Origin of the sequence: Aeromonas sp. QDB20 (assembly GCF_027707805.1) — a bacterium.
GTDB lineage: Bacteria > Pseudomonadota > Gammaproteobacteria > Enterobacterales > Aeromonadaceae > Aeromonas > Aeromonas dhakensis.
Map to the genome: position 1 here is coordinate 1 of NZ_JAPCJC010000008.1, position 19962 is coordinate 19962.

Below are 19962 nucleotides of genomic sequence, written 5' to 3' on the forward strand. Positions count from 1 at the left end.
TTTTGCTATCTGGCTTTTGCAAACGGGATGAGGAAACAAGAGACAACCGCCAGGGCTGCGACTTGCCACTGGCAACTCGGTCCCTGTCTGTTGTCCTTTGTGCTTGAGCCGGACTCTGTCCGTCTCCCCGTCCGCTCCGCCACTACTTAAGAAGCCCAGTCGAAAGACTGGGCTTTTTTTCATCTTATTTTCCCCAAATTCCCTCTTTTCTCCTTACTCACTTCAGTAAAACACGCAGAGCCAGACGGTGGTCATGTCGGGATGGGTCCACTCGACCCTGTGCTTCTGGCGGGCAGGGATATTGATGTGATCCCCGGGGACTACTGAAGCTGAGACTCTCTTCGGATCTTTGGTGCAGTATGCCGCCAACAATGGCATGAGGGGGAATGGCAACCCATCGCAGACTTGTTGCCTGAGTGTCGTGGAAGACTGAATAGCGCCTCTATGCTTCGTCACACATATGAAGTGCAGCTTGAATGTCTCGGTGCTTCTTTCAGGTCTTGAGAGAGGTCTTGTCGAGAGATGTGCACACCAAGGCACTCAACTCAGTCAAGGCATTGGCGAGAGTGACGAGCAGCAGGAACAAGCGCAGGGAAGTGGCATGCACAACATCTGCAGCGTGAGTGATTTGGTTGGGTTGCAGCTAGTAAAAAGCGCAAAAAGAAAAGGGGACGGCAGCTGCCGTCCCCTCGAGTCATTTCGTCCAGTCCCTGAACTGCAACGCTCCCTGCAATCCCTGACTTTATCCTGATCCTTCGGAATATCCCCTTCCCAATCCGTTGAGGTGTCCTGTGGCCATCCTAGCCTGGCAATCGATCCTGATTGCTGCACTCTCTCCATCCTGGAGGTGTCCGTTACCACATCCCGTGGTGTTCCTTACGTCATCCTGACAGATAACCATCCGGGTTATCTCGCTTCATCCTGAAGCTGTCCTGCTCGCCTCCGGCGAGGTTCCTGTTCGTCCTGAAGAGCAACCATCCTGCTGCTCTGCCTCATCCCGAGGTGTCCTCAACCACGTCCCGCGGTGTCCTGTATTCCCTTTGATAACCATCCTGGCTATCGGCCTCATCCTGAGGTGTTCCCTGCCCACGTCCTGTGGTTTATTCCCTGCTTATGCGCTGTTTCTGCATCCTGCCGAATCAGCTTCGTCCTTGTGAGACCCATATTAAGGGAACCAGAGGGCGGAACAAGGGAGGATCCGGCGTTGTCGGCGTGATGGGAGCGCTTAAACGATCATGCTTGTGATAATAAATTCATATTAATCATGGTGTTAGTTTGTTTCACAGGAAAGCATAAGGATTCAAAGATGGCTTAGCGTACGGTTCGACACAGTGGCCTCTTACAGCGGCGATGGCTGATCTCTCACACGCAAAAACAGGGCGAAAACGATGGTAAAAACAGGCTCAATTCGGAGGGTAAGGCTTAAAAATTAGTTGAATAAATATGCTCAAAAAGAATACAAAAAGCCGGGCTTGGCCCGGCTTTTTGAGAAGGTGTCAGCTGACGCGGCTACCCGGTGTCGGATATGCCTTGCGCAAGGATTCTGGCGCCAGCACTTCCAGGTTCCCGCTCATGTTGTTGAGCCAGGTACGGAACTCCGGAGTGTCCTGCACCTCGGTTTCCACCACCACGCTGCGCTTGTCGTAGCGCGTCATGCGCGGGTTGTGGCCGGGGATCTGGCCGTCGACCAGGGTTGGGCAGTTGGCATCGATGCGGCCGACGAAGCGGATCGGCCCGCTGACATCCTGGTACCCCTGATCGCGGATCAGTTTCTGGATATTGAAATCCTTCGGCTGGGTCGCGCTGAAGTTGGTCAGCTCCACGTTCTTGATGTGGTCGAACGGGATGCCGTAGACCTTGGGATCCAGCTCGGACAGGGTGCAGAGCAGGGTCGGCCCCTCCGCTTGGTTCAGAATGCCGAGCGGATTGATGCGGTCATAGCAGAGCCACACGGTGCGCTCCTTGATGACACGCTGGATCTCGGCGCTGAACTTGCGGCCACGCCACAGAGCATCGCGGATCAGGGTGCTGCGGCGGATCTCCGGGTTGCCGGCAAACGGACGCGGTGACTGGTGCACGCTCTCGAGCCAGCGTTCCGCCAGTTCGCTCTGGCTGTCACGGATCACCTGGCTGGCCTTGTCGACCAGCGGGTTCAATTCGGTCAGGACACTGGCGGGCAGCAGCTGGCTGGCCTGGTCGCTCCAGGTTTTCAGCGCCACTGCCAGTGACAGCGGCATGATGTTGGCAAAATCGTTGAGGCCATGGCGCTCGAAGCACCAGCCGTGTGGTTTGCTGCGTTCATCCGAGGTGAGATCGAACAACCCCATGCCGGACATCTCTTCCAGGTCCCGTTGCACGGTACGCAGACTGACATGAATGCCTTCTTCTTCCAGTTTTACCTGGAGTTGGCTGGCGGTCAGCTTGTAAGGGCGGTGCGGGATGCAACGCGCCAAGGTCAGTTGTCGTAACAGCTTCTTACTCATGGTGCATGCCTTCACTGGTTTAGCGTTGAGTGTATCCTAGCCATGCCTTGCGACAGTCTATGTCGCAAGTTTTGCTGCGACAACTGTCGCCATTTTCATACAAACCAAGCTAACTATATGATCACAAAAGAGAACGCTCTCTTTTCTGGCAGCAATTGAGGCTAAAAAATGATGAAAATTCGCCAAATGAAAGTGCTGTCTTACGGATTTGGTGCAGAAGAAAAAACAGAAATGATGGGTAAGCGCAGAATATGATGTGGAGGAGAGGACTCTCCTCCACCGGGCGGGGATTTTTGCTGTCGGATCAGGCCAACCAGGACCAGGCCGACTTGGTGATGGCGGCGCCCACCATATAGCCGAATACCGCCAGGGCAGCGAGGCCGGCCACCAGCTTCTGACTGCGCGCAGGGCGCTTGAGCGCCATGACGCCGAGGCCGATGTAAACCACCAGCGCGATCAGCTTGGCCATCAGCCAGGGCTGCTGACCCGGGCTCATCTGCAGGGTCACCGCCAGCACTACCCCGAACAGCAACAGTAAGGTGTCGTTGACATGGGGCAGGATCTTCAGCCACTTCTGCTGCAGGCGGGCACTGCCCCCCAGGGCTAACAGCCAGCGATAGAGGAACAACAGCACGCTGACCAGCGCCAGCGTCATGTGCAGGTGTTTGAGCAGGGGGTAATAGGCAATCATATTGCTTCCTTGTCGTTGTCGGGCAGACCGCTGTTCCAGTTGTGGGCGTGAATGCGCTCCTGTCCTTCCTGATCGTCTTGCAGCAGATCGGAGAGGATGTCCCGGTATTGCAGGCTCTTGTTGATATAGGTGTGTTCGTCGTCCAGGTAGTTGACCTGCTCCCGCAGCAGCCAGTTGTCGTGCTGCTTGAAGGTCTGCCCGGCCCGCCAGGCCTGGTTGGCCCGAAAACCGAGCTGGGTCAGGGCTTCCACCCCCAGATCCACGGCGGAACCCAGGGTTTCCCGATACACGCTGCCCACGCCCTGGCGCAGGATCTCGTGAGCGTGGGGACGATCCTGGGCTCGCGCCAGTATCTTAAGGTGCGGGAAGTGTTTCTTCACCATTTCAATCACTTCGAGTGACGTCGCAGGGTCGTTGATGGAGAGCACCAGCAATTTAGCCTTGTGGGCACCGGCGGCGTGCAGCAGGTCGAGCCGGCTGGCATCCCCGTAGAACACCTGATAGCCATACTTGCGCAGCATCTCGATCTGGCTGGCATCCTGCTCAAGGATGGTGGTACCTATGCCGTGACCGTGCAGCAAGCGTCCCACGATCTGACCGAAGCGGCCGAAGCCGGCGATGATCACCGGGTGCTCCACCAGCTCCGGCTGCTCGTGCTGCGGGACCTCGCTCTGGTTGCGGTAGTCGAACCAGGGCTGGATCACCCGATCGTTGAGGATCAGCAGCAGCGGCGTCAGCGCCATGGAGAGCGCCACCACCAGGGTCAGCAGGGCGATGGTATCCCCCGGCAATACCCTGTTCTGAGCGGCGAACGAGAACAGCACGAAGGCGAACTCTCCCCCCTGAGCCAGCGCCAGCCCGAAGGTCCAGCGCTGGCTCGGCGAGATGCGGATGATGAAGCCAAGCGCCATCAACACCAGCCACTTGAGCAGCATCAGGCCGACCACCAGGGCCGGGATCAGCAGCGGATGTTCGGCAAACAGCCCGAAGTTGATGCCCGCCCCCACCGACATAAAGAAGAGGCCGAGCAGCAGCCCCTTGAACGGCTCTATGTCCGCCTCCAGTTCGTGGCGGTATTCGCTGTCCGCCAGCACCACCCCGGCCAGGAAGGAGCCGAGGGCGGGGGAGAGGCCTACCGATTCCATCAGCACGGCGATGGCGATCACCAGCAGCAGGGCGGCGGCGACGAAGATCTCCCGCATGTGGGACTGGGCGATGGCGCGAAACACCGGGCGCATCAGGTAATGACCCCCCAGCACTATGCCGGAGATGGCGGCCACCACCAGCAGGCCGTGTTGCCAACCGGCCAGCTCAGAGCTGCCGCTGCTGGCCACCGGCGCGATGGCCAGCAGCGGCAGGATCGCCAGGATGGGGATGACGGCGATGTCCTGGAACAGCAGCACGGCGAAGGCGGAGCGGCCGCTCTCGCTCTGCATCAGTTTGCGCTCCTGCAGGCTCTGCAGCACGATGGCGGTGGAGGAGAGCGCCAGGATGAGGCCGATGGCCAGCCCCTGTTGCCAGGGCAGGCCAATGAGGTGGGCCACGCCGGTCAGGGCTGCCGTAGTGAGCAGCACTTGCAGTCCGCCGGTGCCGAGAATGGGCCCCTTCAGCTGCCACAGCAGCGCCGGCCTGAGCTCCAGCCCGACCAGAAACAGCATCAGCACCACTCCGAACTCGGCGAAGTGCATCACGTCTTTTTGCTCACCCACCAGCCCCAGCAGGAAGGGGCCTATGATGATCCCCGCCAGCAGGTAGCCGAGCACGGAGCCCAGCCCCCAGCGCTTGGCCAGCGGCACCGCGATCACCGCGGCGGAGAGGTAGATGAAGGCGTCGAACAGCAAACCGTGTCCCATCAGCGGATCCTCCGCGCCGTGGTGGAGGCCGATGAAGGCAGGCCGGGACTACGCCCGGAGCGGGTTCGGGTCATGGGAGTACCTCCAGCAGATCGCGCAGATAGGGGCTGCCGCCGAGTTGTTCCGGGGTCAGCTGTTCGTCGCGCAGGGCGCACAGCAACTGGCGATAGTCCTGGCCGCAGCGGCGCAGCGCCTCCGGGTCCCGGATCTTGTGAAAGGAGTGCAGCACGAACGGGGGCAGCCAGCTCATGCCGCACAGCTGGGCCGTCTGCTGAAAGGGGAGCAGGAAGTCGAGCAGCGGGCGCTGGTTGTAGCCGGCGCTGCAGTAGGATTCGGGGGCACCGCCGGTGGTGATGGCCGACAGCCACTGCTTGCCGTTGAGGGCGTGGGCTTCCGGGCCATAGGCGTAGCCGTACTCCAGCACCAGATCCATCCACTCCTTCATGATGGCCGGACAGGAATACCAGTAGAAGGGGTGCTGGAAGACGATGATGTCGTGTTCAGAGAGCAGGGCCTGCTCCCGCTTCACGTTGATGAACATGTCCGGGTAGTGCAGATAGAGGTCGTGCAGGGTGATGCCCTCCAGCCCGTCGATGGCCTGCAGCAGCTGCTTGTTGGCCCGGGAGCTCTGCAGCGCCGGGTGTGAGAAGATGACCAGAATGCGTTTCATGGGGTCCTGACCTGAAGAGGAGTGGATGCCGGCAAAAGATGCATTGCGCAGCGACGTTAGCAAGAAGCGCCGTGGCCCGCCAGCTCCGGGATCAGCTCGCGCAGCGCCGGATTGAGGGTCTGGTGGGCGGGATAGCAGAGGCCGATGCGCCGGAACATCCGGGGCCCGCTCACGGGCACGGTGCACAGACCCGCCTCGTCCTCCACCAGCCCGTCCGGCAGGAAGCTGATGCCGACCCCGGCCAGTACCAGCGCCATCACCAGCCCCTTGCTTTCGGCCTTGGCCACCAGATTGAGAGTGAGTCGGTCACAGGCCAGCAGGCCTATGGTCTGCTGATGGGCCTCGCAGGGTGGGCACTCAATAAAATCATAATGTTGCAGCTCGCCCAGTTCGAGTTGCCGGCGGCCGGCGAGGGGATGGTCGCGGCGCACGCACAAGACATAGTCCTCTTCCCATAGCGGCAGAAAGATCTCGTCCTCCCGGCGCAGGGCATCCAGGGTCAGCCGACAGTCGGCAGGCGTCCCGTAATCGGAGAGGGTGAGATCCAGCTCGGGCAGCACCGCCTGCACCTGCTGCAGCAATCCCGCCACCCGGCGCCGGCTCAGATCCGGCATGATGGCCATGTTGAGCCGAGCACGCGTTGCCTTCTGGCGAAACAGCTCGGGCAGCCGACGCGCCTCCTCCACCAGCTTGACCGCGTGGGGATAGAGGTAGTGGGCCGGGTCCTTCGCCTCGACCCCCTTCTTGCCCCGGATGAACAGGCTGTCACCCAGGGTCTCTTCCAGCTGGCGCAGCCCCGCCGAGAGGGAGGGCTGGCTGACGTGGCAGCGTTCGGCCGCCGCCGTGATGTTCTTCTCTTCATAGATGGCGATGAAGAAGCGCAGCAGTCTCAGATCCAGCATAAGCCCAACCATAGTTTTTTCAGATGATAACCAGCGGAAAACAATATTTATCACTGATGGATGCAGTGACTATAGTGATCCCGTTCCGTGCTGGCCAGCCGCTTGTTTGCTCAAACCGACTCTTGAATCAGAAGGAAAACATCATGTCCAAGCCTCTCGTCGTGATCACCGGTGCCTCCGCCGGGATCGGTGCCGCCATCGCCCGCGCCTTCTCGGCCGCCGGCCATCCGCTGCTGTTGCTGGCCCGCCGGGTCGAGCCCATGCAGGCGCTGGGCCTGCCCGATACCCTCTGCATCGGGGTCGACGTGACCGACACCACCGCCATGAAGGCCGCCATCCAGCAGGCCGAGGCGCAATTCGGTCCGGTCGGCTGCCTGGTCAACAATGCCGGCGTCATGCTGCTGGGCCAGGCCGACGTGCAGGACCCGGCCGAGTGGCAGCAGATGCTCAACATCAACGTGATGGGGGTGTTGAACGGTGTTCACGCCGTGCTGGCCGGGATGAAGGCGCGCCGCAGCGGCACCATCATCAACATCAGCTCCATCGCCGGTCGCAAAACCTTCCCGAACCATGCCGCCTACTGCGCCACCAAGTTCGCGGTGCACGCCCTGACCGAGAACATCCGGGAAGAGGTGGCCGATGTCGGCGTGCGGATGGTGACCATAGCCCCAGGCGCGGTGGAGACCGAGCTGCTCAGCCACACCACGGACGAGAGCATCAAGGCCGGCTACCACGACTGGAAGGATCAGATGGGCGGTGTCATTGCGCCCGAGGTGATCGCCGAGGCCGTGCTCTATGCCTGGAACCAGCCGGCCAATGTCTGCGTGCGCGAGATCGTGCTGGCGGCCACCCGTCAGCAACCTTGATGGGGGCTGACTGGAAGAGGGGGAGGGCTTGACCCTCCCCCTGGGCCAGGGGTTACCATAGGCCACCTTTCGTCAATGAGTCGTCTCATGGTTCTGACCCGTCGCCAACTCACTCGCGCCCGCCGCTGGCTCCCCCTGTGGAGTCTGCTGATGGTGCTGATGTCGTTTGGCAGCAGGGCGGCGACCGATCTCTGTACCCTGACGCCTCATTGCAGCCAGAGCGAACGCACCCTGGAGAAAGCCATGCCCTGCGGCAGCTTCACCGCGGCGCTCGCCATGACGGTGCTCAGCAGTGACAGCCTGACGGTTGCCATGCTGGAACCCGACGCCCCGGATTTCATCTCCCCTTCCCAGTTCATGCCGGATGTCCCGACCGACCGGCTGGAGCGTCCTCCCCGCACCCTGGCTTGAATCTGACCCCCGTTCCCGGGCATGTTTCATTCAATCTGAGGTGAGTTATGTACAAATCCCTGCTACTGGCCGTGCTGGCCGGTACCGTCAGCTTTTCTGCTCTCGCGGCCGAGAAGATGACCGTCTACAAATCCAAGTACTGCGGCTGCTGCCAGGCCTGGAACAAGCACATGGAAGAGAATGGCTTCGAGCTCGAGGTCATCGAAACCGAACAGCTTGCACCGGTCAAACAGCAGTACGGCATCACTCCGCAGCTGGCCTCCTGCCACACCGGCGTGGTCAACGGCTATGTGATCGAGGGACACGTGCCCGCCGCCGATGTGCAGAAACTGCTCAAGGAAAAACCGGCGATCCGCGGCCTGACCATTCCGGGCATGCCCCAGAGTGCGCCGGGCATGGATATTCCGGGTCAGCCCTATCAGGTGCTGAGCATCAGCAATGAGGGCGCGACCAGGGTCTGGTCGAGCTACCCCGGCTGATGAAGGCTGGCTGTGAGCGGACACGCTTCCATCATGTGAGGCACACCTGAGCGAGCCCGTGTCGCTCACGGTCAGGTATGGGGGCCGCCATCGCGAGATGGCGGCCCTTTTACATCCCGGCGCGGGAGAACTTGCAACTGAAGGCGACAAGGGGCAGATTGGTCCCCTGTCCAAGGAGCCAAGGCTCAGGTCCGCCAACCCTTTTAAAGCGCAAAGGATGCGACATGTTCACCTTTTCCCGAGGGCTTCTGCTGCTGGCTTGCCTGGCCGCCGTTCCCTGTTCATATGCCAATGATGAGTCCGCCATGCCCACACGCGACACCCAGATCCAGCCTCCCGTGGCCGCCAAACACCCCCATACCCTGAAAAAACACGGGGATACCCGGGTCGACAACTACTACTGGCTGCGCGATGACGAGCGCCAGAAACCCGAGGTGCTGGCCTATCTGGAGGCCGAAAACGCCTACACCGACGCCATGCTCAAACCGGTCAAGCAGCTGCGCGACCAGCTCTATCAGGAGATGGTGGCCCGCATTCCCCAGCAGGACGAGTCGGTGCCCTATGTGAAGAACGGCTATCGCTACCAGACCCGCTACGAGCCGGGCAAGGAGTACGCCATCTATTCACGCAGCAAAATTGGTGAAGAGGCTACAAGCCTGCTGCTGGACGGCAACCAGCGCGCCGAGGGCCACGAGTTCTACGCTCTGGGGGCGCTTGAGGTGAGCCGCAACAACCGCTGGCTGGCGGTGGCGGAAGATTTCCTCTCCCGCCGCCAGTACCAGATCCAGTTCTTCGATCTGGAGAGCGGCAAGTGGGCCGCCGACACGCTCGAGAACACCTCCGGCAATCTGGTGTGGGCCAACGACAGCAAGACGGTGTTCTACGTGCGCAAGCACCCCAAGACCCTGCTGCCCTACCAGGTTTATCGCCACGAGCTGGGTACGGATCCCGCCAAGGACACCCTGGTCTACGAGGAGAAGGACGACACCTTCTATGTGAGCCTCTATGCCACCACCTCGGAAGATTTCATCGTCATCGCCCTCTCCAGCACCACTACCGGCGAGGCGCGCCTCATCGATGCCAACGTGCCGACCCAGGCGCCGCGGCTGTTCCTGCCGCGCCAGGTGGATCACGAGTACAGCCTGGATCACTACCGCGGCCGCTTCTATGTGCGCTCCAACAAGGACGGCAAGAACTTCGGCCTGTACGAGACCAAAGAGAGCCCGGTGGAGCGCTGGAAGGCGGTGATCGCCCCCAATCCGGATGTGCTGCTGGAGAGCTATGCCCTGTTCAAGGAGTGGCTGGTGCTGGAGGAGCGCAGCCAGGGGCTGACCCGGTTGCGCCAGGTCAACTGGCAGAGCGGCGAGCAGAAGGAGATCGCCTTCGACGACCCGGCCTATGTCACCTGGCTTGCCTACAACCCGGAGCCGGACACCAGCGCCCTGCGCTATGGCTACTCCTCCATGACCACGCCGTCTTCCACCTACGAGCTCGACCTGAACAGCGGCAAGCGCACCCTGCTCAAGCAGCAGCCGGTGGCGGGCTTCAAGGCCGATCAATATGCCAGCGAGCGGCTCTGGATCACAGCCCGTGACGGCGTGGCCGTGCCGGTGTCGCTGGTCTATCGCAAGGACCAGTTCAAGAAAGAGGGGACCGGCGCAGGCACCAATCCGCTGCTGGTCTACGGCTATGGCTCCTATGGCGCCAGCATGGATCCGGACTTCAGCAGCGCCAGGCTGAGCCTGCTGGATCGCGGCTTCGTCTACGCCATCGCCCACATCCGTGGTGGCGAGGAGCTGGGCCGCCACTGGTATGAGGATGGCAAGCTGCTGAAGAAGCAGAACACCTTCAACGACTTCATCGACGTGACCGAGGCGCTGGTGGCGCAGGGCTATGGTGCCAGGGATCAGGTCTACGCCATGGGCGGCAGCGCCGGCGGCCTGCTGATGGGGGCCGTCATCAACCAGGCGCCCCAGCTCTATCGCGGCGTGGTGGCCCAGGTGCCCTTCGTCGACGTGGTCACCACCATGCTGGACGAGTCCATCCCCCTCACCACAGGCGAGTACGACGAGTGGGGCAATCCGAACCAGAAGCGCTACTACGACTACATGAAGGCCTACAGCCCCTACGATCAGGTCAAGGCACAGGCCTACCCGAATCTGCTGGTCACCACCGGGTTGCACGATTCCCAGGTGCAGTATTGGGAGCCGGCCAAGTGGGTGGCCAAGCTGCGCGAGCTGAAGACGGATGATAACAAGTTGTTGCTGAGTACCGACATGGACGCCGGCCACGGCGGCAAGTCGGGCCGCTTCAAGGCCTACGAGGATATTGCGCTGGAGTTTGCGTTTATCCTGGATCTGGCCAAGCCAAAAGCATAAGTCACCAAGGTTGCAGCCCTTGCCAGACAAGGGCTGCAAAAGAATCTCCTTTCCCTCTTCCCGCCTGCCGTCCGGTAGCACAACCAATTAATCTTCGATCGGCAAATTAATGATCGGCTTCAAATTTCTGGCGACCGATATCCTTCATTTTGTGTTTTTGTTTGATTTATGTTGGCGCCGTGTGCTTAATCGATGCCGTTATAACTCTTTAATTGGCCCCCTCGGTGCCAATTATCTCTGGTTGGCATGAAGCCGACTGTCTCACCACAGGATGCTGGTGGCTTTTTGGGGAACGCTGGTCGTTCACCCATTTCCTCATCGCGAGGTCACGGACGACCGCCGACGCAGCACGGCGGTTTGTCTTGCATTCGCCCGTGGAACGGGCGAGCTGAATCAATCAAAAAGGATGAACAACATGAAAGGATTATCCCTGGCGTGTGCCTTGTCGGCAGCTCTGGTCGGTGTCTCGTTTGGTGGTCCGGTACAGGCGCAGGAGCGCTTCGTGACCATAGGTACTGGCGGTCAGACCGGTGTCTACTACGTGGCGGGCCAGTCCATCTGCCGCTTCCTCAACCGCGGCGCCGCCGATCACCAGATCAAGTGCAACGCCCCGGCCAGTGGCGGCGGTGTTGCCAACGTCAACGGCATCCGCTCCGGCGAGTTCAACTTCGGCATCATGCAGTCCGACCACCAGTACAAGGCGATGAAGGGCGTCGAGCCGTTCAAGGCCGAGGGTCCGATGGATGACATCCGCGCCGTCTTCTCCCTGCAGAGCGAAGTGTTCACCATCCTGGCCCGCAAGGACGCCAAGATTGCCGGCTTCGACGATCTGAAGGGCAAGCGCGTCAACATCGGCAACCCGGGCTCCGGCCAGCGCGACACCTTCGAAGAGATCATGGCCGTCAAGGGCTGGGACAAGTCCGTGTTCAGTCTGGTCTCCGAGCTCAAACCCGCCGAGCAGGCCTCTGCCCTGGGTGACAACAACATCGACGCCATGAGCTACTTCGTTGGCCACCCCAACGGTGCCATCCAGGAAGCCTCCACTACCACCGACACCGTGCTGGTGCCGGTGACCGGCCCCGAGATCGACAAGTTGCTGGCCGAGAAGAGCTACTACAGCAAGGCCGAGATCCCGGGTGGTCTGTACAAGGGCAGCCCGAACCCGACCCCGTCCATCGGTGGCAAGGCCGTACTCTCCACCAGCGCCAAGGCCGATCCGGAAGTGGTCTACCAGCTGGTCAAGTCCGTGTTCGACAACCTGGATCGCTTCAAGCGCCTGCACCCGGCCTTCGCCGACCTGAAGGAAGCCGACATGATCAAGGTGGGTCTCTCCGCCCCGCTGCATGAAGGCGCGGTGCGCTACTACAAGGAACGTGGCTGGATGTAATCCGGTTGCGGTTTCGGATGTGCCCCAGACTCGCTCCTCCCTCGGGGGGGCGAGTCTCATTTATTGCAGTACCAACAGAGCCACACTATGCAGCAAACACAACAACAAGAGGCGCTCTCGGCCGAGGAGCTGATCGCCCAGGATGTGGGAGCCCGCCTGCCGGTGGGCACCATGAGCTGGATCATCGCGGGTCTTGCGCTGATCTGGTCCCTGTTCCAGCTCTGGATCGCTTCGCCGCTGCCGTTCTCTCTCGGCATCGGTGTTCTCAACGACACTGAAACACGCTCGATTCACCTGGCTTTCGCCATCCTGCTCGCCTATCTGGTGTTCCCGGCCATGCGCAGCTCGCCGCGCGACCGGGTGCCGCTCGGTGACATCGCCCTTGGCCTCATCGGCGCCGCCGTCGCCAGCTACCTGTTCATCATGTATGAGCAGCTGGCCCAGCGCCCCGGCAACCTGACCACCATGGACTTCGTGGTCGCCTGTATCGGCATTCCGCTGCTGCTGGAAGCCGCCCGCCGTGCCCTCGGCCCGGCCCTGGCGGTGATCGCCATCGTCTTCCTGGCCTATAGCCTGGCCGGCCCCTGGATGCCCTCCCTGCTGGCCCACCGTGGGGTGAGCCTGCATGCGCTGGCCAACCACCAGTGGATCACCACCGAAGGGGTGTTCGGCATTGCCCTCGGGGTCTCCACCAGCTTCGTCTTCCTGTTCGTGTTGTTTGGCGCCCTGCTCGAGCGTGCCGGTGCGGGCCACTACTTCATCCAGCTCGCCTTCAGCCTGCTCGGCCACCTGCGCGGCGGCCCGGCCAAGGCAGCCGTGGTGGCCTCGGCCCTAACCGGCGTCATCTCCGGCTCCTCCATCGCCAACGTGGTGACCACGGGCACCTTCACCATCCCCATGATGAAACGGGTCGGCTTCTCCAAGGAGAAGGCCGGCGCGGTGGAAGTGGCCTCCTCGGTCAACGGCCAGATCATGCCCCCGGTCATGGGAGCCGCCGCCTTCCTGATGGTGGAGTACGTTGGCATCCCCTACGTCGACATCATCAAGCACGCCTTCCTGCCGGCGGCCATCTCCTACATCGCCCTGCTCTACATAGTGCACCTCGAGGCGCTCAAGCTCGGCATGCAGCCCATCGGCAACCGTCAGCCGCGCCCCTGGCTGCGCCGCCTGACCGGCTTCGCCTTCGGTGCCGCTCTCATCAGCGGCCTCTCCATGGCGGTCTACTATGGCCTGGGTTGGCTCAAGCCGGCGCTGGGCGACTACGCCCTGCCGGGGATCAGCGTGCTGCTGGCCGCCGCCTACCTGGGACTGCTGAAGATCGCCGCCAGCAACGAGCCGTTGCCGTCGGAAGATCCGGACAAGCCGCTGGACGAGCTGCCGGAAACCCGCGCCGTGCTGCTCTCCGGCCTGCACTTCCTGCTGCCGGTGGTGGTACTGGTGTGGTGTCTGATGGTGGAGCGACTCTCCCCGGGCCTGTCGGCCTTCTGGGGCTCGGTGATGCTGATCATCATACTGCTGACCCAGCGCCCGCTGCTGAACTGGCTGCGCACCGATGGCAAGCATGACTACGGCAGCTTCACCGACGGCGTGGTGGATCTGCGCGAGGGGCTGATCGCCGGTGCCCGCAACATGATCGGCATCGGCATCGCCACCGCCACTGCCGGCATCATAGTCGGGGCCGTCTCCCAGACCGGCGTCGGCCTGGTGCTGGCGGATCTGGTGGAGTTCCTCTCCATGGGCAACCTGCTGCTGATGCTGCTGCTGACCGCCCTGCTGAGCCTGATCCTCGGCATGGGCTTGCCCACCACCGCCAACTACATAGTGGTGTCGAGCCTGCTGGCGCCGGTGATCGTCACCCTGGGGCAGCAGAACGGCCTCATCGTGCCGCTCATCGCCGTGCACCTGTTCGTCTTCTACTTCGGCATCATGGCCGACGTGACCCCGCCGGTGGGGCTGGCCTCGTTCGCCGCGGCTGCCGTCTCCAAGGGCGACCCCATCAAGACCGGGATCACGGCGTTCTACTACAGCCTGCGCACCGCGGCACTGCCGTTCCTGTTCATCTTCAACACCGACCTGCTGCTCATCAACGTGGACTTCGCCCACGGCGTGCTGATCTTCATCGTGGCCACCATCGCCATGCTGATCTTCGCCGCCGCCACCCAGGGCTACTTCCTGGTGAAGAGCCGCTGGTACGAGAGCGTGCTGCTGCTGCTGGTGGCCTTCACCCTGTTCCGTCCCGGCTTCTGGATGGACATGCTGCACGACCCGTATCGCGACGCCGCGCCAGCCGAGCTGGCCCAGACCATGGGCCAGGTGGAGGCCGAGAGCACCCTGCGCCTGCGGATGGAAGGGGAAGATGCGGTGGGCAAGCTGCGCCGCTTCACCGTGCTGCTGCCGGTGCCGGATGGCGCGAGCGGTGAGGATCGTCTGGCCAAGCTGGGGATCCAGACCTATGAGCAGGACGGCAAGATCCTGATCGACAGCGTCACCTTCGGCAGCCAGGCCGCCGAGCTGGGGCTGGAGATGGATCAGCAGATCCTGAGCGTCAAGGCGCCCACCGAGCGCTGGCCCAAGGAGCTGATGTGGCTGCCGGGCTTCCTGCTATTCGGTGCCGTGATCTGGCTGCAGCGGCGCCGTCAGGCACGCTGATCCCGCACCCAATAAAAACGGCGCCACGATGGCGCCGTTTTTATTTACCCCGTGTGGGGTTATTCCTGCGGAGCTTGCTTTATGCGGCAGGTTGAAAGGCTGTTGCTTCACCTAGCTTAGTTCCGGCTGCTCTCAGACCTATTCAACGCGGCACATCATGATATCTATACGGGCCGCGGGAGGGCTTATTCTTGCGGATCCTGCTCCTGCAGCAGGCTCAGGGTCTGTTGCTCCACCTGGCTCAATCCCAGCTGTTCGCAGGCTTGCTCAAAGCTGATTCCCAAGTGGCACATCATGATATCGATGGCGGGCAGATAGTTTCTCATTGCTTCTTCCATGGTGATCCTCCGAACCCGTTCCTTATGCCCGAACCGGGTGGACGGGACAATTAGACTTTAGGCGTAGGGTGCTCGTTTGCTGAGCGCCTCTGCCACTGGCCGGGGGAATTTGTTACTCTCCCTGTCAGCAAGAAGATGTTGCCGTATGACTGCGAGCGACACGTGAGGAGCAGGGCATGTTATTGAGTTTCTTGATCATCGCATCGGGCTGGTGGCACATTCGTGCGGCCTACGGCTCAGACTCCCGTCAGTTCTACATCAGCAAGCCGCTGACTATGCTGCTCATCATAGCGCTGGCGTTCGGCTATCAGGGCTATGACCACGACGGCTCCCATGCCTGGATCCTGCTTGGTCTCTGCCTGTCGCTGGCCGGCGACGTGCTGCTGATGCTGCCGAGCGACCGCTTCATCCAGGGGCTGGCGGCATTTCTTGTCGCGCACCTCTGCTACATCGTTGGCTTCGCCCAGGGGCCGCTGGTGCTGAACCTGGTGGATGGCCTGCTGTTGCTGCTGGTGGCCGGCATGGTGTTCGGCCTGCTGTGGGGCAAGCTCGGGGAGATGAAGATCCCCGTCTTCTGCTACATGCTGGTGATCATCGGCATGGCCTGGGTGGCCGCCGGTGCCTGGCACGCCTCCCTCACCGCCGGCAGCGCCGCCGCCCTGGTGGGGGCGCTGATGTTCCTCTTCTCCGACAGCATGCTGGCGCTGGATCGCTTCCGTCGCCCCTTTCCCCATGCCACCGCCTGGGTGATGAGCAGCTACTTCGCCGCCCAGTTCCTGATCGCCGCCTCGCTGGCGGGTTGACCGGCGGGCCGCAATAAAAAACGGGCCTGCCGGCCCGTTTTGCTACTCCCTTCTCACTCTTTTCACGCCTCGACCGGTTCGGCATCCGGCGCCCTCGGGGCCGGCTGCTTGAGCAGCAGCATCAGGGCGCTGGCGATCAGCAGGAAGATACCCATCACGAAGAACACCTGGTTGTAGGCCATGATGGCCGCCTCGCGGCTGATGGTGTTCGACAGCATGGCCTGAGCCTGCAGACGGGCCAGCTCGGGGCCGGAGCCCTGGGCCATCATGCTCTGGGCCAGCTGCAGCAGATAGGCCTGTCCCTCTATGCTGGTGGCGGCCAGGGTACTGCCGATCTGGCTGACGTGGGTGCGGGTATCGTTGTCGATCAGGGTGGCTATGATGGCGATGCCGAATGCTCCCCCCAGGTTGCGCAGCACGTTGAGCAGGGTGGAGGAGGAGGGGATCTCGTCCGGCGTCAGGCTGGCGGTCGCCACCAGGGAGAGCGGCACCATGATGAAGGGCTGCCCCAGCGCCCGCACGATGAGCGACTGGATCAGCTGGGGGCCGGCGTAATCCGCACTCATGTTCATGTTCATGAAGCAGCTGACGGCGAACACCAGAAAGCCGAAGCTCACCAGATAGCGCGGGTCTATCTTGTGGGTCAATTTGGGCACCAGTGGCAGCACCAGCAGCTGGGGCAATCCCATCCACATCAGCACCTCGCCGATTTCCAGCGCGTTGTAGTTGTGGATCTGGGTCATGTAGAGCGGCAGCACATAGATGGAGCCCATCAACGCCATGCCGAGCACCAGGTAGGCGAAGCAGGCCAGCGCGAAGCGCGGGTTGTGCAGCAGCCGCAGGTTGACCAGCGGGTGGCGGCGCAGCAGCTGACTGATGACGAAGAACACCAGCGCCACCACCGAGATGACGGTGAGCCGCACGATGAAGCTGGAACCGAACCAGTCCTCCCGGTTGCCCTCTTCCAGCACCACTTCCAACAGGCCCAGCCCCACCGCCATGGTAAGGATGCCGATGAGATCCACCCGCTTGATCACCTCCCAGTCCACCGGCTTCTTGTCCAGCCCGTGGGCCAGCATGGCCATCACCAGCAGTCCCGGCGGCACGTTCAGGTAGAAGATGTAGTGCCAGGACATCTGTTCGGTCAGCCAGCCGCCCAGGGTCGGGCCGATGGCGGGGGCGAAGGTGGCGCACAGGCCGAACAGCGCCATGCCGGTGGCCCGCTTGTGCAGCGGCAGCAGACTGACGATGAGGGAGAAGGCCATCGGGATCAGCGCCCCGCCGGTGAAGCCCTGCAGCGCCCGAAAGACGATCATGCTGGTGAGGTTCCAGCTGAACGAGCAGAGCACGGAGGCGACGATGAAGGCGCCTGTGGTCCACAGCAGGTAGCGCCGCACACTCAAGCCCCGGCTCAGCCAGCCGCTCAACGGGATGGCGATCATCTCCGCCACCAGATAGGAGGTGGAGATCCAGGAGCTCTCGCTCAGGGTGGCCGACAGGGCCCCCTGAATGTCCTTCAGGGAGGCGTTGGTGATCTGGATGTCGAGGATGGCCATGAAGGCGCCGATGAGGCCCCCCATGACCGCGATCCAGTTGCGGCGTGGTATGGCGTCCATCAGTTGGCGGCGACCACGGGATCAGGGCTGCGGGTATCGACGATCACCTCGGTGGAGAGGCCAGGCAGCAGCTTGCCCGCCAGCGCGCCCGGATCCGGAATGCGGATCTTCACCGGTACTCGCTGCACGATCTTGGTGAAGTTGCCGGTGGCGTTCTCCGGCGGCAGCAGGGCGAACTTGGCGCCGGTGGCCGGCGCCAGGCTGTCGATGATCCCCTCGACCGGCTGATCCGGGTAGGCATCCAGGATCACCTCCACCTTCTGGCCGGGCTGCATGTGGAGCAGCTGGGTCTCCTTGAAGTTGGCCTCGACCCACACCTGCTGCAGCGGCACCAGGCTGGCCACCTGCATGCCGGACTGGACGTAGAGCCCCGCCCGCAGACTGCGCTTGCCAATGATGCCGTCGGCCGGGGCCCGCAGCTCGGTATAGGCCAGCTCCAGCTTGGCCTGTTCCAGCTGGGCGGCGCTCAATGCCAGCTTGGCCTGGTTCTGCTTGGCCTCGGCATCCAGCACCAGCAGCCGCTCGCGGGCGGCCTGCAGGGCCGCTTTGGCCTCCTGCTCCTGGGCCTGATTGACCTGCAGGCCGGCACGCACCTCGTCCAGGCTGTCCTGCGAACTGTAGTGGCGCTGGTTGAGCTGGCTGACGCGGCGCACCTGCTGCTGGGCCCGCACCTGTTCGGCATTGGCCGAGCTGACCTTGGCTTCCGCCTGGCGAATGAGGCTCAGCTGCTGGGTGCGGGTGGCGGCGAGATTTTCCGCCGTCGCCTGGTTGAGGCGCAGGTCGGCTTCGGCCTCGGCCACCTTGGTCTTGTACTCCCGGTCGTCGAGGCGGGCGATGAGCTGGCCGGCCTTCACCGGCTGGTTGTCGGTCACCAGCACTTCGCTGATGTAGCCGGAGAGCTTGGAGCCGATGCCGGTCACCTCGCTTTGCAGGTAGGCGTTGTCGGTACTCTCGAAGTAGCGGCCGTGCAGATACCAGTAACCGGCAAACAGCAGGCCGAGCAGGGCCAGTATCATGGCGGCCAGCAGGGGGATCTTCTTGTGTTGACTCATGTGGGGGATTCCTGAACTTAAGAGAGGCAGGCTAACACTGGCCAACTGTTTCGATTAGTATCCATTTATGAGATATACAGTTTCACTGGTGCAACAATGGATCTGAACGCTGCATTGATTCTAGTGCGGATCGTCGACAAGGGGTCCTTCACGGCGGCCGCCCAGGAGCTGGGCATGACCAAGGCGACGGTGAGCCGGCGCATCGCCGAGCTGGAGCAGCGTCTCGGCGTGCGGCTGCTCTACCGTTCGACCCGCCAGCTCACCCTCACCGAGGCCGGCGAGCAGTACTATCTGCGCTGCAGCAAGGCGGTAGACGAGCTGGCCCAGGCCGAGCTGATGGTGAGCGCCAGCCAGCAGGAGGTGACCGGCACCCTCAAGCTGGCAGTGCCCATCGAGGCAGGGCAGCTGGTGGTAGGCAGGCTGGTGGCGGAGTTTCTGCAGGCCTATCCCGGTCTGCAGGTGGAACTGGAGCTGACCAATCGCATCGTGGATCCCATCAACGAGGGGCTGGATGCGATCGTGCGGATCGGCGACATGAGCGACTCGAACCTGGCGGCGCGGCGGCTGTGGAGCAACGCCCGCCTGATCTGTGCCAGCCCGGCGTACCTGGCGCGCAGCCCCGCCATCACTCATCCCGAGGATCTGGTGCAACATGAACGGGTGGCGGTGACCAGCGGCTTTCTGGCCTCGCACTGGTGCTTCGAGCGGGATGACAAGGAGGTGCTGGTTGACCCTCCCTCCCGCTTTCGGGTTAATAATATAACCTGTGCCCGAGAGGCGGCGAAGGCAGGGCTGGGGCTCGCCTCTCTGCCCGCCATGCTCTGCCACGATGAGCTGGCGAGCGGGACCTTGGTGTCCGTGCTGCCCGAGTGGCAGCAGCCTCGGGTGCCGATTTACCTGTTGTTTCCGGAGCGGCGGCTGATGCCGCGAAAATTGCGGGTGTTCATCGATTTCATCGTGGCCAAGGGGGCCGACTACGGCATAGACACCCTGCTGTAGCCGGCCAGAGCCGGTGCCGTGGGAACGGCATCGTGGGGGGATCTGAGGGGGAAGACATGGATCACTGGATCAATCTGTATCGGGCTTCCCATTCGCTGGAGGCCCACGCCCTGAAAGGGGCGCTGGAAGTGGAAGGGGTGCCGGTGCGGCTCAATGGCGAGGCGCTGTCGGGCGCCCTGGGCGAACTGCCGGTGGACATGCTGCAGGTGACCCTGATGGTGCGCGAGCAGGATCGCAGCAAGGCGGGACGGGTCATCGAACGCTATCAGCAGCGTCAGGGCAACGGCTGGCTGTGCGGCCAGTGCGGGGAGGAGAACGGCGCCAACTTCGATGTCTGCTGGCGCTGCCACCACGATCCCCACGAAAATTAATCGCTCGCCCTGCC

At 62.4% G+C, this 19962-nt stretch carries 17 protein-coding genes and 1 pseudogene; 9 read left to right on the top strand and 9 right to left on the bottom strand.

The genetic code is table 11. The annotated features are described in order from the left end of the window. Window positions 1–222: 222 nt before the first annotated feature. The 6 genes and pseudogenes from PG897_RS22560 to PG897_RS11800 all read right to left on the bottom strand — a co-directional run. Window positions 223–318 (bottom strand): annotated as a pseudogene (locus PG897_RS22560) (cupin domain-containing protein); the annotation flags it as partial. Between the two features lie 1178 nt (window positions 319–1496). Further along, a complete protein-coding gene (locus tag PG897_RS11780) occupies window positions 1497–2483 on the bottom strand; it encodes a helix-turn-helix transcriptional regulator (protein ID WP_005308002.1) in 987 nt (328 codons plus the stop codon). A 304-nt stretch (window positions 2484–2787) separates the two neighbouring features. Then, the gene (locus PG897_RS11785; protein WP_017778463.1) at window positions 2788–3174 is read right to left on the bottom strand and encodes a SirB2 family protein; all 387 of its coding nucleotides are present in this window, start codon (window positions 3172–3174) and stop codon (window positions 2788–2790) included. Continuing rightward, a complete protein-coding gene (locus PG897_RS11790) occupies window positions 3171–5027 on the bottom strand; it encodes a monovalent cation:proton antiporter-2 (CPA2) family protein (RefSeq protein WP_005308005.1) in 1857 nt (618 codons plus the stop codon). Before PG897_RS11790 ends, PG897_RS11785 begins: the two co-directional genes overlap by 4 nt. Window positions 5028–5097: 70 nt before the next feature. Then, entirely contained in the window at window positions 5098–5697 is a 600-nt protein-coding gene (locus tag PG897_RS11795; RefSeq protein WP_005308007.1) for an NAD(P)H-dependent oxidoreductase, read from the bottom strand. A 56-nt stretch (window positions 5698–5753) separates the two neighbouring features. Then, window positions 5754–6599, bottom strand: a complete 846-nt coding sequence (locus tag PG897_RS11800; protein ID WP_201882170.1) for a LysR family transcriptional regulator — start codon at window positions 6597–6599, stop codon at window positions 5754–5756. Window positions 6600–6742: 143 nt separating this feature from the next. Here PG897_RS11800 and PG897_RS11805 point away from each other — a divergent pair, with 143 nt between their 5' ends. From PG897_RS11805 to PG897_RS11830, 6 genes are all read left to right on the top strand, one after another. Continuing rightward, on the top strand, window positions 6743–7465 hold the full coding sequence (locus PG897_RS11805) for an SDR family oxidoreductase (RefSeq protein ID WP_201885234.1): 723 nt from the start codon (window positions 6743–6745) through the stop codon (window positions 7463–7465). Window positions 7466–7552: 87 nt separating this feature from the next. Continuing rightward, window positions 7553–7876: a hypothetical protein gene (locus PG897_RS11810; RefSeq protein WP_201882166.1), complete on the top strand. Its 324-nt coding sequence runs from the start codon at window positions 7553–7555 to the stop codon at window positions 7874–7876. 47 nt (window positions 7877–7923) lie between these two features. After that, window positions 7924–8355: a DUF411 domain-containing protein gene (locus tag PG897_RS11815; RefSeq protein ID WP_005308011.1), complete on the top strand. Its 432-nt coding sequence runs from the start codon at window positions 7924–7926 to the stop codon at window positions 8353–8355. A 224-nt stretch (window positions 8356–8579) separates the two neighbouring features. Next, entirely contained in the window at window positions 8580–10733 is a 2154-nt protein-coding gene (locus PG897_RS11820; RefSeq protein WP_201882165.1) for a S9 family peptidase, read from the top strand. 415 nt (window positions 10734–11148) lie between these two features. Then, entirely contained in the window at window positions 11149–12120 is a 972-nt protein-coding gene (locus PG897_RS11825) for a TAXI family TRAP transporter solute-binding subunit (protein ID WP_010635409.1), read from the top strand. A gap of 87 nt (window positions 12121–12207) precedes the next feature. Continuing rightward, complete coding sequence (locus tag PG897_RS11830; protein ID WP_043170639.1) at window positions 12208–14769, top strand: TRAP transporter permease; 2562 nt, start codon at window positions 12208–12210, stop codon at window positions 14767–14769. Between the two features lie 185 nt (window positions 14770–14954). Here PG897_RS11830 and PG897_RS11835 read toward each other — a convergent pair whose 3' ends face one another. After that, a complete protein-coding gene (locus PG897_RS11835) occupies window positions 14955–15095 on the bottom strand; it encodes a hypothetical protein (protein WP_010635406.1) in 141 nt (46 codons plus the stop codon). A gap of 188 nt (window positions 15096–15283) precedes the next feature. Between PG897_RS11835 and PG897_RS11840 the strand changes: the two genes are divergently transcribed. After that, a complete protein-coding gene (locus PG897_RS11840) occupies window positions 15284–15910 on the top strand; it encodes a lysoplasmalogenase (protein WP_005308018.1) in 627 nt (208 codons plus the stop codon). A 62-nt stretch (window positions 15911–15972) separates the two neighbouring features. On the opposite strand, the gene PG897_RS11845 is transcribed toward PG897_RS11840, so the two are convergent. Continuing rightward, window positions 15973–17526: a DHA2 family efflux MFS transporter permease subunit gene (locus PG897_RS11845; RefSeq protein ID WP_017764707.1), complete on the bottom strand. Its 1554-nt coding sequence runs from the start codon at window positions 17524–17526 to the stop codon at window positions 15973–15975. Further along, window positions 17526–18578, bottom strand: a complete 1053-nt coding sequence (locus tag PG897_RS11850; RefSeq protein WP_005308022.1) for an HlyD family secretion protein — start codon at window positions 18576–18578, stop codon at window positions 17526–17528. The genes PG897_RS11845 and PG897_RS11850 overlap by 1 nt, the downstream gene beginning before the upstream one ends. A gap of 96 nt (window positions 18579–18674) precedes the next feature. On the opposite strand from PG897_RS11850, the gene PG897_RS11855 reads away from it, so the two are divergent. Further along, complete coding sequence (locus PG897_RS11855; RefSeq protein WP_017785722.1) at window positions 18675–19577, top strand: LysR family transcriptional regulator; 903 nt, start codon at window positions 18675–18677, stop codon at window positions 19575–19577. A 56-nt stretch (window positions 19578–19633) separates the two neighbouring features. Continuing rightward, window positions 19634–19948 (top strand): putative signal transducing protein, encoded by a 315-nt coding sequence (locus PG897_RS11860; RefSeq protein ID WP_005308027.1) that lies wholly within the window; start codon window positions 19634–19636, stop codon window positions 19946–19948. Window positions 19949–19962 lie beyond the last annotated feature (14 nt).

Bases quoted from the DNA above. Each gene is read 5' to 3' on its own strand.
- PG897_RS11840 (WP_005308018.1), top strand. From the start codon at position 15,284: ATGTTATTGAGTTTCTTGATCATCGCATCGGGCTGGTGGCACATTCGT.
- PG897_RS11830 (WP_043170639.1), top strand. From the start codon at position 12,208: ATGCAGCAAACACAACAACAAGAGGCGCTCTCGGCCGAGGAGCTGATC.
- PG897_RS11850 (WP_005308022.1), bottom strand. From the start codon at position 18,578: ATGAGTCAACACAAGAAGATCCCCCTGCTGGCCGCCATGATACTGGCC.
- PG897_RS11795 (WP_005308007.1), bottom strand. From the start codon at position 5,697: ATGAAACGCATTCTGGTCATCTTCTCACACCCGGCGCTGCAGAGCTCC.
- PG897_RS11800 (WP_201882170.1), bottom strand. From the start codon at position 6,599: ATGCTGGATCTGAGACTGCTGCGCTTCTTCATCGCCATCTATGAAGAG.
- PG897_RS11815 (WP_005308011.1), top strand. From the start codon at position 7,924: ATGTACAAATCCCTGCTACTGGCCGTGCTGGCCGGTACCGTCAGCTTT.
- PG897_RS11860 (WP_005308027.1), top strand. From the start codon at position 19,634: ATGGATCACTGGATCAATCTGTATCGGGCTTCCCATTCGCTGGAGGCC.
- PG897_RS11845 (WP_017764707.1), bottom strand. From the start codon at position 17,526: ATGGACGCCATACCACGCCGCAACTGGATCGCGGTCATGGGGGGCCTC.
- PG897_RS11825 (WP_010635409.1), top strand. From the start codon at position 11,149: ATGAAAGGATTATCCCTGGCGTGTGCCTTGTCGGCAGCTCTGGTCGGT.
- PG897_RS11810 (WP_201882166.1), top strand. From the start codon at position 7,553: ATGGTTCTGACCCGTCGCCAACTCACTCGCGCCCGCCGCTGGCTCCCC.
- PG897_RS11855 (WP_017785722.1), top strand. From the start codon at position 18,675: ATGGATCTGAACGCTGCATTGATTCTAGTGCGGATCGTCGACAAGGGG.
- PG897_RS11805 (WP_201885234.1), top strand. From the start codon at position 6,743: ATGTCCAAGCCTCTCGTCGTGATCACCGGTGCCTCCGCCGGGATCGGT.
- PG897_RS11820 (WP_201882165.1), top strand. From the start codon at position 8,580: ATGTTCACCTTTTCCCGAGGGCTTCTGCTGCTGGCTTGCCTGGCCGCC.
- PG897_RS11780 (WP_005308002.1), bottom strand. From the start codon at position 2,483: ATGAGTAAGAAGCTGTTACGACAACTGACCTTGGCGCGTTGCATCCCG.
- PG897_RS11835 (WP_010635406.1), bottom strand. From the start codon at position 15,095: ATGAGAAACTATCTGCCCGCCATCGATATCATGATGTGCCACTTGGGA.
- PG897_RS11785 (WP_017778463.1), bottom strand. From the start codon at position 3,174: ATGATTGCCTATTACCCCCTGCTCAAACACCTGCACATGACGCTGGCG.
- PG897_RS11790 (WP_005308005.1), bottom strand. From the start codon at position 5,027: ATGGGACACGGTTTGCTGTTCGACGCCTTCATCTACCTCTCCGCCGCG.